A 13,219-nucleotide genomic window follows, 5' to 3' on the forward strand; every position below is an offset into this window, starting at 1 on the left:
GCCGTCGAGAACCCGGCTTTGAAGGCCTGCTGACGCGAAGGATGGGGCCGGTGGGCGGGCGCAACCCCCGATTGGGGAACCCGCTGGTCGGAAACTTCAGTTTATTTCGCAGCTTGTGGGTCGAACCGCTTGAGAATGGCCTGACAATCGGGCGCCAACTTGTCGAAATTGTCCCGCATGCATTGTTTCTGTCTGGCGCTGCCGAGCCCCATGTGCGGGCAATAGGCGTTCATGTCGGGCTTGCAGACCCTGTAGACGGCGCGCCCTGACGGCTTGCCCTGGGGCTTGGCCGGAGACGCGGCGCTGTCGCCGGCCGGCTGGGCGGCGGCGGAAATGGTCCAGGCGAGCGCCAGGACGGTGACAAACGTCTTGAGGATCACGGAACGGGTCACTCCGGAAGGAACGGCAGGCCATATTGCATCACGCCGCGCGGAATAGACCATCCGTGGGCTTTGCGCTCGAACTGTCTGGGAACACCTCGCGTTCCAGCCTCGCCTCGTCGACGCCCATGTGGTCGCGCAGCGCCGCCTTGAACAGCGAGCGCAGGTCCGCGGTCGGCCTCAGGTCGCGCCCCTGGTAGAGGTCGTCCGGCTTCAGCCCTGGCCAGTCGGCCAGCACCCGCCCGCCGTTGACCGCCCCGCCCACCAGGAAGGCCGCGCCGGCCGTGCCGTGGTCCGAGCCGCCTGTGCCGTTCATCGCCACCGTGCGGCCAAATTCGGTGACCGCCAGCACCGCGGTGCGCGACCAGGCGTCCTCGCCCAGGCCCGCCGCCAGGGCCTCCACGCCCGCGTCCAGCCCCTTGAGGTTTCGCTGCAGGGCGCTGTACTCGCCCGTCTGGCCGGCGTGGGTGTCCCAGCCGCTGGACTCCACCACCGCCACGCACGGACCGTCGGGCGCCGTCAGGAACCGCGCGGCCGCGGCCATCAGGGCGGGGAAGTTGTCCTGGCCCTTGCCCATGCCGACGGCCTGCGCCTGGGCGTCGCTGGCGGCGGACAGGGCCGCGGCCAGCTGCGGATCAGCGGCGGCGTAGAGCGCCTGGGTGCGGCCGATCAGGCCGGCGTCCGGCGAGGGCAGCAGCGACGGCGACCAGGAGGTGACGGGGGAGGGTCCGCGCAGCATCAGCGGCATCGAGGCGGCAACGGCCACCCCGAGATCCTTGCGCCCGCCCCGCGCGGCGGGGGGCAGTCCGCCCAGCGCCCGGTTCAGCCAGCCATCGTCCAGGCCGTAGGGCCGCGGCGAGCCGTTCTCCAGCAGGTTCTGGGCGTCGAAGTGCGAGCGGTCGCGATAGGGCGAGGCCGTGGCGTGAACCACCACCAGCTGCTTGCGCGCATAGCGGCCGGCCAGGCCCGTCAGGGCCGGGTTGAGGCCGAAGAAGCCGTCCAGATCCAGCGCCCCGCCCGGCTGCCCGGGGCGGGGGATGGCCAGGCCGTTGCGCGCGCTTTCGAAGGCCGGGTCGCCGTGGGCCGGCGCCGCCGAGAGGCCGTCCATCGCTCCGCGCAGGATCACCACCAGCAGCCGGCGGTCGGTGGGGACGGCGCTCCAGGCGAAGCGCGGCAGGGCGAGGGCGGAGGCGGCCAGGCCCGCGCCGGCGATCAGGCGCCTGCGGTCGATCATCCCGGTCGGCATCCCTACCTCCTCTGAAACTCGGGGGAGACCAGCAGCAGGGCCAGGCCCTGCGCCGGGCTCTCGGCCCTGGCGATCGCGTCGCGGGTGGCGTGGGTCATCTGGGGCCCCAGGATGTCGTCGCCGACCGAGAGCGGGTTGAGGCCCGCGCTGGCCATGCCCTGTCCCACCGCCGAGGCGAACTCCAGCCGCTTCCACACCGGATCCGGACCGATCCAGTCGGCGCCGATGTCCGACCAGCCGTTCGGCCCGGCGGCGAAATAGGGTCGCTGGCCCATGCGCGAGAACAGGGCGGTCAGCTGCACGCCGGTGAGCTTCGGCCCGCCGAGTCCGCGGACGGTGGAGACCAGGTAGTCCTCCGGCGGCTTGACCTTGCCGGGCGCCGGCGCCCAGGCCTCGGGCAGGTCGACCAGGGCGGCGCTGACGGCGGAGAGATCGCCGCCGGACTGCCGGAAGGTGGTGGCGATGGCCTCCACGGCGCGGGGCGGCGGGTCATCGGCCACGAAGTGCCGGACCAGCTTGGCGGCGATGAAGCGGGACGTCGCCGGGTGATGCGCCAGCGCGCTCAGCACCGCCTCGCCCTGCGCCACCCCGTCCTGGCCGTAGCCCTGGCCGAGCACGGTCTTCGGACCCGGCTCGTGCAGGGCGTCGACGAAGTTGAACAGGCCGGTCTCGCCGCCGGCATGGCCTTCAGGCTTGACGGTCCAGCCGGTGATCACCTTGGCGAAGGTGGTGACGTCCTCCTGGGTGTAGCCGCTGCGGACGCCCAGGGTGTGCAGCTCCAGGATCTCGCGGGCCAGGTTCTCGTTCAGCCCCTTCAGCCGTTCGCGAAAGGCCGCGGGCATCAGCATCGGATGGCGCACCAGCAGCGAGTTCGGGCCCACCGAGACGTAGTTGTCGAGGTAGATCAGCATGCCCGGATGCTGGGTCGAAGCCCGCAGCATGTCGTGGAACGACCCCACCGCATGGCGCCGCGCCACGTCGCGCTCGAACGAGGGCGGCATGGCCTGGGTCTCCGGCTTGGCCGAGGAGACGGTGAAGTGGTTGCCCCAGAAGTGGACCAGGCGCTCGAAGAACGGCCGCTCCGTGGTCGTCGCCACGTCGATGCGCGCCTTGACCGCCTGCACGTAGCGCGGGCCGAACCAGGCGATGAAGGACTTCTCCACCGTGAAGCCGGGATCGTCGACCTTGAGCACCCGCGGCTCGCCCGAGAGATAGGCGCCGGGCTCGGCCGGCTCGTCCGCCGGCGCCGGTCCAGGCGCCTGGCGGCTCATCGCGGCCATGCCTTCGGCCGGATGCGGCGCGCCCGGCTTCAGCGCGTCGCCATAGGCGCCGACGCTGCGGATCAGCCCCGAGGCGACGATCCAGCGGCGGAAGGCGGTCAGATCGTCCTGGGTGTCCGGCAGGGCGGCCAGGGGCGCGGGCAGCGCCGTCTCCGGAGCCAGCTGCGCCTTCAGCCAGCCGCGCGGATCGCCGGCGATGGCCTTCAGCTCGCCGGGGCGGGCGCCCAGGCCGAAGCGATTGGCGGCGATCGCCGCGTCCTGAAGGCTCATCTGCGCCCTCCCCCGGATGCCGGGGCCTCCCCGCAGGATATTGCATCCCTTGCGCCGGTTATACGCCTGAGGGGCCGGCTTCCGGCGCGCGGTCGCCCTGGCGCGCGGCGGACGGGGCGCCTAAGAGTCGGGCGCGAGGGGAGCCGCCGCCACATGCCGATCGATACGCCGCCCGCCGACCCCGTTGTGGCGACCGCCGTCGCACCGGTGGAGGTGCGCGCCGCGCGCCTGCCCGACGCCCCGGGGGAGGCGGCCTATTCCGTGGTGCGGCTGACGCCCGGGACCCTGAAGAGCCGCGAGCGGCTGGACGAAGCCCTGGCCCTGGTCCCCGCCGCCTCGCTGTTTCGCCGCACCTCGAGCGCCGGGGCCAATCCCACCACCCAGGGCCTGTCACTGCGCGCCTTCGCCCCGTCGGGGGCCGGTCGGGCGCTGGTGACCCTGGACGGGGTTCCGCAGAACGACCCGTTCGGCGGCTGGGTGATCTGGACCGCCCTGCCGTCCGAGGACATCGGGGCGGTGAACATAGTCCGCGGCGCCGGGGCCGGACCCTATGGCGCCGGCGCCTTGACGGGGGCCGTGCGGCTGGAGGAGCGGGCCGGCCAGCCGGGGGCGATCCTCGACCTTTCCGGCGGCTCCCTGGGCTACCGGCGCGCGTCCGGCGTCGCCGAGCTGGGCGGCCCGATCGACCTGACGTTCACCGGCGCGGCCGAGCACGACGACGGCTGGATCCCGACCCGCGCCGGGCGCGGGGCCGCCGACGACGCCCTCAGCCTCGACGCCTGGACGATCGCCGCCCGGGCGCAGACCGACATCGGGCGGGTGACGGTCGCCGCCCGCGCCGGCGCCTTCGCTGAAAGCCGCAGCGCCGGCCTGGTGGGGGCGAACGCCCGCGCCGACGGCCAGTTCGCCAGCCTGACGGCCGTAGCCCAGCCGTCGACCGACGTCCTGGGCTGGCGCCTGCAGGGCTGGGTGCGCGGCAGCAATCTGCGCAACACCTCGGTCTCGGTCGCGCCGGGGCATGTCTCCACCACCCCGGCCAACGACCAGTACGATACGCCGGCCCTGGGCTGGGGCCTGAACGGCGCGCTGCGCGGCACCACCGCCACCGCCGACTGGGAGGTCGGCGCCGACTTGCGCGCGGCCTATGGCGAGGACCACGAACGGGCGAGCTTTCTCTCCGGCGCCTTCACCAAGAGCCGGGTCACGGGCGGCGACACCCTGGTCGCCGGCGCCTATGTGGAGGCCGACCGGCGCCAGGGCCCCTGGCTGCTGAGCGCGGGCGGACGGCTGGACTATTGGGCGGCCACCGACGCGCATCGTATCGAACGGCTGATCGCCACCGGCGCGGTCACGCTGAACGACCCGAGCCCCGACCGTCGCGGCGTTCTGCCCACCGCGCGGCTGGGCGTTCGGCGGGCGCTCGACGACGGCGTCCTCGGCGGTGGCGGTTTCCTGCGGGCGGCGGCCTATGCCGGGTTCCGCCCCCCGACGCTGAACGAGCTGCACCGCCCGTTCCGGGTCGGCAACGACATCACCGAGTCCAACCCGGCGCTGAAGCCGGAGCGGCTCTTTGGCGTAGAGGCCGGCGCCGGCCAGGACGGGCGGCGGGGCGGCTGGAGCCTGACCGCCTTCGTCAATCAGCTGCGCGATCCTGTGACCAACGTGACCATCGGGGTCGGCCCCGGAACCTTTCCCATCGCCGGCTTCGTGCCGGCGGGCGGCACGCTGCGCCAGCGGCAGAACGCAGGCCAGATCAACGCCTACGGGCTGGAAGGCGACGCGCGCTGGCAGGTCGCGGCGAGCCTGAGCGTTCACGCCGCCGGATCCTGGACCCATGCGCGGGTCGACGGCGCGTCTGCCGCGCCGCAGCTGACCGGCAAGCGGCCCGCCGAGGCGCCCGCCCTGACCGTCACGGCCGGCGCGGACTGGCGACCGGTAGCGGCGCTGACGCTAACCGCCGACCTGCGCTACGAGAGCGGCCGCTTCGAGGACGACATCAACACCCGTCCCCTGGCCGCCGCCGCCACCGTGGCCGTGCAGGCGCGCTGGACGGTCAGCCCGCACGCCGAGGTCTACGTCGCCGCCGACAACCTGTTCGACGCCGCCGTGCAGACCCAGGCCGCGGCCGACGGCGTGCTGAGCTATGGCCCGCCGCGGACGATGCGGATCGGTGTGCGCCTGCGGCAATAGTCCCGTCGGCCCGCGCGAATTCGCCAACCGGCCGGCGTTTCCCACAATCCGGCCAGCCCGGACCGATGCGATCCTGCCCGCCAATCCGGGAGACGCATCATGCCACAGAGAGCCGCCTACCAGACCATCGCCGCCGAGGGCATGAAGACGCTGGGCGGGGTCTATATGTACGTCGCCCGGTCCGGCCTGCCCAAGGCGCTGGTCGACCTGGTCTATCTGCGCGCCTCGCTGATCAACGGCTGCGCCTACTGCATCGACAGCCACACCCACGACCTGATCCAGGAGGGCGTCCCGCCGGAAAAGGTGGCGCTGGTGGCGGCCTGGCATGAGGCTGGCGACTGGTTCGACGAACGCGAGCGGGCGGCGCTGGCCTGGACCGACACCGTCACCCGGGTCGCCGACACGCACATCCCCGACGCCGCCTACGCCGCCGCCGCCGACGTGTTCACCGACAAGGAGCTGGCCGACCTGACCATCGCCATCGGCCTGATCAACACCTACAACCGCATCGCCATCGGCTTTCGCCGCACGCCGGAGTCGCTGCTGAAGCGGCAGGCCGGGTAGCGCCCCACCCAAAGCTCTCCACCGTCATCCTCGGCCTCGTGCCGAGGATCCATGAACACGGGAGAGGCCGTCGCGAGCGGCAGCGGAGCGACGCAGTGTCTTTCGGCAAGGAGAGGCGGCGCCGTCCCGTCGTGGCGCGCCCTTCGAAGCGCGCCCCCCATCCTGCCGTGTGCTTGGATCCTCGGCACGAGGCCGAGGATGACGGTTGGGAAGGGGCGCGTGGGACTTCAGCCCTCGCGGGCTGGATAGGGTGCGTTCGGGTCTCCGCCCGAGCCTAGTTCCGGCGCGGGATCACCACCGGCAGGGTCTCGTAGCCCTTGACGAACACCGAGTGGGTGCGGCTGGGCTCGGAGACCACGCGGATTTCCGGAAAGCGCTTGAGCATCTCTTCCCAGATGATGGTCAGCTGCAGCTCGGCCAGGCGGTTGCCGACGCAGCGGTGGATGCCGAAGCCGAACGACATGTGGGTGCGCGGCCGCGCACGGTCGATGATGTAGGCGTTGGGGTTGTCGATCACCCGGTCGTCGCGGTTGCCCGAGACGTACCACATCACCACCCGGTCGCCCTCGCGGATGGTCTGGCCCTCGAATTCGAAGTCCCGCGTGGCCGTGCGGCGCATGTGCGCCAGCGGCGTCTGCCAGCGGATGGTCTCCGAGACCATGGAGGGGATCAGGTCCGGGTTGGCCCGCAGCTTGTCGTACTGGTCGGGATTGCGGTTCAGCGCATAGACGCTGCCGGAGATGGTGTTGCGGGTGGTGTCGTTGCCGCCGATGATCAGAAGGCCGACATTGCCGTTGTACTCGTGCTCGTCCATGTCCCGGGTGGCCTCGCCATGGGCCAGCATCGAGATCAGGTCCGACTTCGGCGGCGCGCCGGCCCGCTCGTCCCACAGGGCTTTGAAGGCCGCGAAACACTCCGAGACCTGTTCGCGCTTGTGCTCCCAGCTCTTCACCGGGCCGTGGCCCGGCGCGTTGGTCATCATGTCCGACCAGTGGGTCAGCTTGCGGCGGTGTTCGAACGGGAAGTCGAACAGCGTCGCCAGGGTCATGGCGGTCAGTTCCTTGGACACCAGGTCGACCCAGTCGAATTCCTCGCCGATCGGCAGCCCGTCCAGGATCATGCCGGCGCGCTCGCGGATCACCGGGGCCATGTTGTGCAGGTTCTGCGGGGCCACCACCGGGCTGACCGTGCGCCGCTGCACATCGTGCTTGGGCGGGTCCATGGAGATGAAGCTCGGCCGCACCGGCCGGGTGGCCGCCTCGGCCTGGGCCTCCAGGCTGGACAGGGTGATGCCGTCGGCGGACGAGAACACCTCGTGGTTTGTGTCCACCGCCATGATGTCGTTGTAGCGAGTGACCGACCAGTACGGGCCGTAGTCGCTCTCGGCCGTGTAGTGCACCGGCGCCTCTTCGCGCAGGCGATCGAAGATCGGCCACATGGCGTCGCCGCTGAACAGCTCCGGTTGAGCCGGGTTCAGCGCCTCCAGCGGCTGGGCGTAGGCCTGGGCGCGAGCCTCGCGCGCGAGATCGATCGAACCGTCACTCATGGCGACCTCCTGGAATTTCACGCCCGCCGCTGTGCGGTTCGGACGCCCGTCAGCGTGTCCTGACGTCAGGACACGCCCCTGGGCAGCCGATGTCAACCGACAATGACTTGAGGCGGCCTACCAGCTGGCCGCGACGCCCTGGGCCTCGGCGGCGCGCGTCTGCGCCGCGCGAGCCAGCGCCAGGCTGGGCTCGTCCTGCAGCCGCCGCCAATAGGCCTTCGCCGGCTCCGGCAGGTCGTCGCCGAGCCCGACGTGGTGCGCCAGCATGAAGGCGTAGCCCATCGAGATGTCCGCCGCGGTGAAGCGTCCGGCGCAGATGTAGCCCTGGTCCAGGGCCGGTCCCACGGCGCGGGCGCGGGCCAGGAACCACTTGGCGTAGTCGTCGGCCGCGACGGCCGCGCGATCCGGTTCGAAGCGGCGGTAGCGCAGCACCAGGGTCTGCGGAAACGTCAGGGTGGCCTCGCCGAAGTGCAGCCAGTTCAGATAGGCGCCGTAGTCCGGCTCGTGCGGCGCGACGCCGAGACCGCCCGCGCCATGACGGTCGGCGAGATACTGGGCGATGGCGGCCGATTCCGTCATCCGCAGACCGTCCTCGATCAGGCAGGGAATGGTGCCCAGCGGATTGATCGCCAGGTAGTCGCGCGCCAGCACCCGGGGCGGAAACGGCAGCATGTTCAGCTGGTAGTCGAGGCCCAGCGCCTCCAGCGCCCACAGCGGCCGGAACGAACGGGCGTTGAACGCGTGGTACAGCGTGATCATCTTGGGCCCTTCCCTTCCCTCGCGGCGCCGCTGAAAGCTGCGTCCCCAAGGACCGATGAGCCGTAAAGCCATGACATTCAAGGTCGCCGACGGCCGCGCAGAACTGGCCCGCATGATCGCGGAGGCCCGGCGCGTGGTGGTGTTCACCGGAGCCGGCATCTCGACCGAGTCCGGCATCCCCGACTTCCGCAGTCCCGGCGGGGTGTGGAGCAAGATGAAGCCGATCATGTTCCAGGACTTCGTGGCCAGCGAGGCGATGCGGCGCGAGGCCTGGGGCCGCGCGTTCAGCGGCCGCGCCGGCTGGACCGGCCGCGAGCCCAACGCCGGGCACCACGCGGTGGCGCGCCTGGTCGCCGGGGGCAAGGCCTCCAGCGTGATCACCCAGAACGTCGACAACCTGCACCAGGCGTCCGGCGTACCGGCCGGCCAGGTGATCGAGCTGCACGGCAACGCGAGCTACGCCAGCTGCCTGGAGTGCGGCCTGCGCCACGAGCTGGAGGACCTGCGCCGCCCGTTCGTCGAGGACGGCGAGATCCCCAGCTGCCGCGAGTGCGGGGCGATCGTGAAGACCGCCACCATCAGCTTCGGCCAGCCGATGCCGCCCGGCCCCATGGCCGCGGCCGAGGCCGAGACCCTGGCCTGCGACCTGTTCCTGGTGCTCGGCTCGTCGCTGCAGGTCTATCCGGCGGCCGGTTTTCCCCTGATGGCGGCGCGCAACGGCGCGCGCCTGGCGATCGTCAACCGCGAGCCCACCGACCTGGACGTCTACGCCGACCTGGCGCTGCACGACGAGATCGGCCCGACCCTGAGCGAGGTCACTCCGGCGAACGGCTGATCAGGAACACCCACGACAACGAGAACGACGGCAGGGAGGCCGCAATGACCGCGCATCACATCAAGTACGCCGTGGACGGCGACGGGATCGCCACGATCACCATCGATCGCCCCGAAAAGCGCAACGCCATGACCTACGCCATGCTGGGGGCCTTTATCGAGACGGTGGCCAAGGCTGGCGCGGACGAGGCGGTGCGCGTGGTGATCGTCACCGGCTCGGGCGGCGCCTTCTGCGCGGGCACCGACCTGGCGGACCTGGCCACCGTGCCCGGCGAGACCCGCGGCGTGCGCGGCCGGGCCGAGGACGACCATCGCTGGTGGCCGCTGGTCGCCTGTCCCAAGCCGGTGATCGGCGCCATCGACGGCGTCGCCGTGGGCATGGGCGCGGAGTTCACCAGCCAGTGCGACGTGCGGATCGTCTCGACCCGCAGCCGCTTCGCCTGGAACTTCGCGCACCGCGGCCTGGTGCCCGACACCGGCGCCGGCAGCTGGCTGCTGCCGCGCATCATCGGCCCGCACCGGGCGCTGCGACTGCTGTATTCCGGGGCCTTCCTTGAGGCCGAAGAGGCCAGGGCGATCGGCTACGCCGCCGAGGTGGTGGCGCCCGAGGCCGTGGCGGAGACGGCGCTGGCGGAGGCGCGGCGCTACCTGACCTCGTCGCCCTTCTCGCTGAAGCACATGAAGGCGCTGGTCTGGCAGGGACTGGAGCGCGACGTCGGCCAGCACATGGCCGCCCACGTGGAGACGTTGACGGCCTGCTTCCGCTCGGCCGACCACAAGGAAGGCGTCGCCGCCTTCCTGGAGAAGCGCCCCGCGAACTTCGTCGGGCGATGAGGGCGCGCCCTCCCCCTTGCGGGGAGGGACAGATCGCGAAGCGATCAGGGTGGGGGAGTCAGGCGCCGCGCAAGGGCTCACGAGACTAGCCCGTGCACCGGCAGGCGTTCCCCACCCTGACGGCTTCGCCGCCTTTCCCTCCCCATGAAGGGGAGGGTGAAGAAAGCCCCCCTACCGCCGGCGGCGCTTCTTGCCGCCGAGCAGCTCCTGGACCTTGGTCAGCGGCAGGCTGTCCAGGGTCAGGTAGCCGCGGTCGTCCTCGTCGAGGGCGCTGAAGTTGCGCTCCGCCTGGGCCATGTAGGCGGCCTTGGTCACCACCCCGCGCGCATCGAGGCCGCCGGCCGTGATGGGTTCGGGGATCGGCAGCAGGCTGTAGGGCGAGGCGCCCTGCAACGTCTCGTCCAGGGTCTGCGGCTTCTTCGGCTGGTCGGAGTCGCCACTGCCGTCGGTGACCGGCACGTCGTCGTACTGCGCCAGCCACAGGCGCGCGGCCTGACCCGCGCGCGGGCCGAGGTCGCCCACCCGGACCCGGCCGCCGATGATCTCCGGCGCCGTGCGGTGCTCGTACATGGCCACGTCATAGGGGTCGAGCAGGCCGGAGTTGTTGAGGTCCAGCTCCTTGAAGAAGGCGGCGGCGTCGGCGATGAACTCGGCGTGGTCCAGCTTGCCGTCGCTGTTCTTGTCGGCCTGCCTGAACCAGTCGACCACCGGATAGGGCGCGCCGTGCGGGGCGCGGAACGGCTTGCCGGCCGGGCTGATGAACACGTTGGGCAGGCCCTCGTCGTCCTGCGCCAGCGCCGCGGGCGCGAGCAACACAAGAGCCGCCGCGACGCCCAGAAGACGGCGGGAAACCTGGGCGGCCATGCTGTCACTCCATGCTTGAACGGCCGCCATCTTAGCCGTGGGGGAGGCCGGCGGCAAATGTTTCACCGCTCTCGCACCCTTGCGTCGGAAATGAAAAACTTCGTTATTCCAGAGACTTGTCTCGATCGCTTGGGCCGGCGCCAGTCCCCCCCAGTTCGTCGAGCACGGCCTTGAGGTCCGGGGTGCGGCTGCGGTCGGCGATCAGCACCTTGCCGCCCTCGACGACGATCACCAGGTCGCGCACCCCCAGCGCCACCACCGTCGCCCCCGCCTCGGCGCGGATCAGGCAGCCGTTGGCGCCGGTGGCGAAGGCCTGTCCCGAGAGGGCGTTGTCCGCCTCGTCGCGGATCGAAGCGTCCCAGATCGCCGCCCAGGACCCGACGTCGGACCAGGCATAGCCCACCGGCAGGACGGCGGCCGCGGCGGTCTTCTCCATCACCGCGAAGTCGATGGAGATCCGCGGCGCCCGCGCAAACTCGGGGCCAAGCCTCAGCAGGGCGCCCTCGCGCTCGGCGCCCGCCAGGGCCGCCCGCACCGGCCCCAGGAGCGAGGGCGCGTGGCGCTCGGTCTCGGCCAGCAGGGTCGCAGGCCGGAACAGGAAGTTGCCGCTGTTCCACAGGAAGCCGTCGGCGACGTGCGCCGCGGCGGCCGCAGGGCTGGGCTTCTCGATGAAGTCGGCCACATAGGCGACGCCCGGAACACCCGGCGTCGGGGCCCCGGGCCGGATGTAGCCATAGGCCGGCGACGGCGAGCTCGGCCTGACCCCGAAGGTGACGATGGCGCCCTCGGTCGCCGCGGGCGCGGCCTTCAGGACAGCGTCGGCGAAGGCGGCGATGTCGGGCAGGTGATGGTCGCTGGCCACGACCAGGGCGATGGCGGACGGATCATGTTCGGCGATCCAGGCCGCGGCGGCGAGGATGGCCGGGGCGGAGTCGCGGCCCTCCGGTTCGACGATCACGAGGGCCTCGGTCCCGAGTTCCGCCAGTTGCTCGCTGACCGGGGATACATGCCCTGCGCCGCAGACCACGATCGGGGCCCGCGCGCCGGGCAGGCCGCCGACCCGCAGCACGGTGTCCTGGAACAGCGACCGGTCGGCGAACAGCTTGAGGAACGGCTTGGGCCGGTCGGGCCGCGAGGCCGGCCACAGGCGGGCGCCGGCGCCGCCGCAGAGGATCACGGGCCGGATGACGGGGGGCGGGGCGGTGTTGGGGCTCGTCATGCGGCGAACGCCTGACGGTCGCGTTGCGTCAAAATGAGGACGCTGAGCGCGGCAATTGCAACGACCGGGGCGGTCCACGCCAGGGTTTCACCAGGTCCGGCGTGCGCGGCGCGCAGGGTCCCGGCGAGAATCGGCCCGAGAATCGAGCCGATCCGGCCGGCGCCGACGGCGGCGCCCGCGCCCGTCGCCTGCGCCGCCGCGGGATAGTATCGCGGCGCCAGCGCATAGAGGCTGAACTGTGCGCCCATCACGCCCAGCCCGGCGAGCGCCGACAAGGCCAGCACGGCCCCGGGCGCGGCGGCGGCGGCCAACAGGCCCATCCCGGCGGCGAGCAGGGCCAGCGCCGTCAGCAGCGGCCAGCGCGCGCCCCAGCGGTCGATCGCGCCGCCCACGGCCAGGCCACCGACGATCCCGGCGCCGTTGAACGCAAGCGCCGCGCTGGCGCCGAGATCCTTGGGCAGCCCCTTGGCCACCACCAGCAGCGGCAGCCAGGCCAGCATCATCGACAGCACCACCAGGGTGGCGGCAAAGGCGCTCCAGAGCAGCAGGGTGGGAAGCGCCCGGCCATCGCCGAACAGGGCGTTCAGCGGCCGCCCCCCGGCGGCGGCGGCCGGCGACCGGGAGCGCGACAGGGTCTCCGGAAGGACGAAGGCCGCGAGGGGCGCGATCACCAGGGGGGCGACGCCGCCCACCACGAAGATCAGACGCCAGTCGAACCCGGCCGGCAGGAAGCGCGCGAGCAGGGCGGCCAGGGCGCCCCCGGCCGGCATGCCCACGAAGATCGCGGTGACGGTGGAGATGCGCCGCCGCGGCGCGCTGGCCTCGCCGGCCATGGCGATCATGTTCGGCATCGCCCCGCCGAAGCCCAGTCCGGTCAGGAACCGGCTGAGCAGCAGCGTCTGTGCGTCGCCGGCCACGGCGGTCATCAGCGAGAACAGGCCGAAACAGGCGGCCGAGACGACCAGCACCGGTCGCCGGCCGACCCGGTCGGCGATCCAGCCGCCAAGCGCGGCGCCGAAGATCAGACCGACCATGGCCATGCTGCCGGCCAGGCCCACGGCCTGCGGCCCCAGCTTCAGCGCCGGCGCCAGGGTGGGCGCCGCGACGCCGATCGCCTGGATGTCGTAGCCCTCCAGGACGGCGATCAGGATGCAGACGCCGACCACGCGGGTGGCGCTGAACGGACGCGGCAGGGCGATGACGTTGCTCATGAGTCTCCCATCGCCACGCAAT

Annotated in this window: 12 protein-coding genes; 4 read left to right on the forward strand and 8 right to left on the reverse strand. The window is 72.0% G+C overall.

The genetic code is table 11. The annotated features are described in order from the left end of the window. Positions 1-101: 101 nt before the first annotated feature. From ACO2Q3_RS15105 to ACO2Q3_RS15115, 3 genes are read right to left on the reverse strand one after another with little or no spacing between them, the layout of a single operon-like run. The gene (locus ACO2Q3_RS15105) at positions 102-380 is read right to left on the reverse strand and encodes a hypothetical protein (protein WP_423307883.1); all 279 of its coding nucleotides are present in this window, start codon (positions 378-380) and stop codon (positions 102-104) included. A 40-nt stretch (positions 381-420) separates the two neighbouring features. Beyond that, complete coding sequence (locus ACO2Q3_RS15110; RefSeq protein ID WP_423307885.1) at positions 421-1,626, reverse strand: DUF1501 domain-containing protein; 1,206 nt, start codon at positions 1,624-1,626, stop codon at positions 421-423. A gap of 2 nt (positions 1,627-1,628) precedes the next feature. Continuing rightward, the gene (locus ACO2Q3_RS15115; RefSeq protein ID WP_423307887.1) at positions 1,629-3,176 is read right to left on the reverse strand and encodes a DUF1800 domain-containing protein; all 1,548 of its coding nucleotides are present in this window, start codon (positions 3,174-3,176) and stop codon (positions 1,629-1,631) included. 153 nt (positions 3,177-3,329) lie between these two features. Here ACO2Q3_RS15115 and ACO2Q3_RS15120 point away from each other — a divergent pair, with 153 nt between their 5' ends. Beyond that, complete coding sequence (locus ACO2Q3_RS15120) at positions 3,330-5,366, forward strand: TonB-dependent receptor (protein ID WP_423307889.1); 2,037 nt, start codon at positions 3,330-3,332, stop codon at positions 5,364-5,366. Between the two features lie 99 nt (positions 5,367-5,465). Beyond that, on the forward strand, positions 5,466-5,930 hold the full coding sequence (locus ACO2Q3_RS15125; protein WP_423307891.1) for a carboxymuconolactone decarboxylase family protein: 465 nt from the start codon (positions 5,466-5,468) through the stop codon (positions 5,928-5,930). A gap of 274 nt (positions 5,931-6,204) precedes the next feature. On the opposite strand, the gene ACO2Q3_RS15130 is transcribed toward ACO2Q3_RS15125, so the two are convergent. After that, entirely contained in the window at positions 6,205-7,476 is a 1,272-nt protein-coding gene (locus ACO2Q3_RS15130; protein WP_423307893.1) for a cytochrome P450, read from the reverse strand. Positions 7,477-7,593: 117 nt separating this feature from the next. Continuing rightward, positions 7,594-8,235, reverse strand: a complete 642-nt coding sequence (locus ACO2Q3_RS15135; RefSeq protein ID WP_423307895.1) for a glutathione S-transferase family protein — start codon at positions 8,233-8,235, stop codon at positions 7,594-7,596. 70 nt (positions 8,236-8,305) lie between these two features. Here ACO2Q3_RS15135 and ACO2Q3_RS15140 point away from each other — a divergent pair, with 70 nt between their 5' ends. After that, positions 8,306-9,070, forward strand: coding sequence for an SIR2 family NAD-dependent protein deacylase (locus tag ACO2Q3_RS15140; protein ID WP_423307897.1), 765 nt, complete (start codon positions 8,306-8,308; stop codon positions 9,068-9,070). 44 nt (positions 9,071-9,114) lie between these two features. Next, positions 9,115-9,903, forward strand: a complete 789-nt coding sequence (locus ACO2Q3_RS15145; RefSeq protein ID WP_423307899.1) for an enoyl-CoA hydratase/isomerase family protein — start codon at positions 9,115-9,117, stop codon at positions 9,901-9,903. A 171-nt stretch (positions 9,904-10,074) separates the two neighbouring features. Here ACO2Q3_RS15145 and ACO2Q3_RS15150 read toward each other — a convergent pair whose 3' ends face one another. From ACO2Q3_RS15150 to ACO2Q3_RS15160, 3 genes are all read right to left on the reverse strand, one after another. Beyond that, positions 10,075-10,767, reverse strand: a complete 693-nt coding sequence (locus ACO2Q3_RS15150) for a hypothetical protein (RefSeq protein WP_423307901.1) — start codon at positions 10,765-10,767, stop codon at positions 10,075-10,077. A 103-nt stretch (positions 10,768-10,870) separates the two neighbouring features. Then, complete coding sequence (locus tag ACO2Q3_RS15155) at positions 10,871-11,986, reverse strand: mannose-1-phosphate guanylyltransferase (protein WP_423307903.1); 1,116 nt, start codon at positions 11,984-11,986, stop codon at positions 10,871-10,873. Next, positions 11,983-13,197: an MFS transporter gene (locus ACO2Q3_RS15160; RefSeq protein WP_423307905.1), complete on the reverse strand. Its 1,215-nt coding sequence runs from the start codon at positions 13,195-13,197 to the stop codon at positions 11,983-11,985. The genes ACO2Q3_RS15155 and ACO2Q3_RS15160 overlap by 4 nt, the downstream gene beginning before the upstream one ends. Positions 13,198-13,219: the final 22 nt, after the last annotated feature.

The organism is Caulobacter sp. KR2-114 (assembly GCF_049446115.1).
GTDB lineage: Bacteria > Pseudomonadota > Alphaproteobacteria > Caulobacterales > Caulobacteraceae > Acaudatibacter.

Coding starts and splice junctions, on each gene's coding strand:
- ACO2Q3_RS15135 (WP_423307895.1), bottom strand. CDS start 8,235: ATGATCACGCTGTACCACGCGTTCAACGCCCGTTCGTTCCGGCCGCTG.
- ACO2Q3_RS15145 (WP_423307899.1), top strand. CDS start 9,115: ATGACCGCGCATCACATCAAGTACGCCGTGGACGGCGACGGGATCGCC.
- ACO2Q3_RS15125 (WP_423307891.1), top strand. CDS start 5,466: ATGCCACAGAGAGCCGCCTACCAGACCATCGCCGCCGAGGGCATGAAG.
- ACO2Q3_RS15160 (WP_423307905.1), bottom strand. CDS start 13,197: ATGAGCAACGTCATCGCCCTGCCGCGTCCGTTCAGCGCCACCCGCGTG.
- ACO2Q3_RS15140 (WP_423307897.1), top strand. CDS start 8,306: ATGACATTCAAGGTCGCCGACGGCCGCGCAGAACTGGCCCGCATGATC.
- ACO2Q3_RS15115 (WP_423307887.1), bottom strand. CDS start 3,176: ATGAGCCTTCAGGACGCGGCGATCGCCGCCAATCGCTTCGGCCTGGGC.
- ACO2Q3_RS15130 (WP_423307893.1), bottom strand. CDS start 7,476: ATGAGTGACGGTTCGATCGATCTCGCGCGCGAGGCTCGCGCCCAGGCC.
- ACO2Q3_RS15155 (WP_423307903.1), bottom strand. CDS start 11,986: ATGACGAGCCCCAACACCGCCCCGCCCCCCGTCATCCGGCCCGTGATC.
- ACO2Q3_RS15150 (WP_423307901.1), bottom strand. CDS start 10,767: ATGGCCGCCCAGGTTTCCCGCCGTCTTCTGGGCGTCGCGGCGGCTCTT.
- ACO2Q3_RS15120 (WP_423307889.1), top strand. CDS start 3,330: ATGCCGATCGATACGCCGCCCGCCGACCCCGTTGTGGCGACCGCCGTC.
- ACO2Q3_RS15110 (WP_423307885.1), bottom strand. CDS start 1,626: ATGCCGACCGGGATGATCGACCGCAGGCGCCTGATCGCCGGCGCGGGC.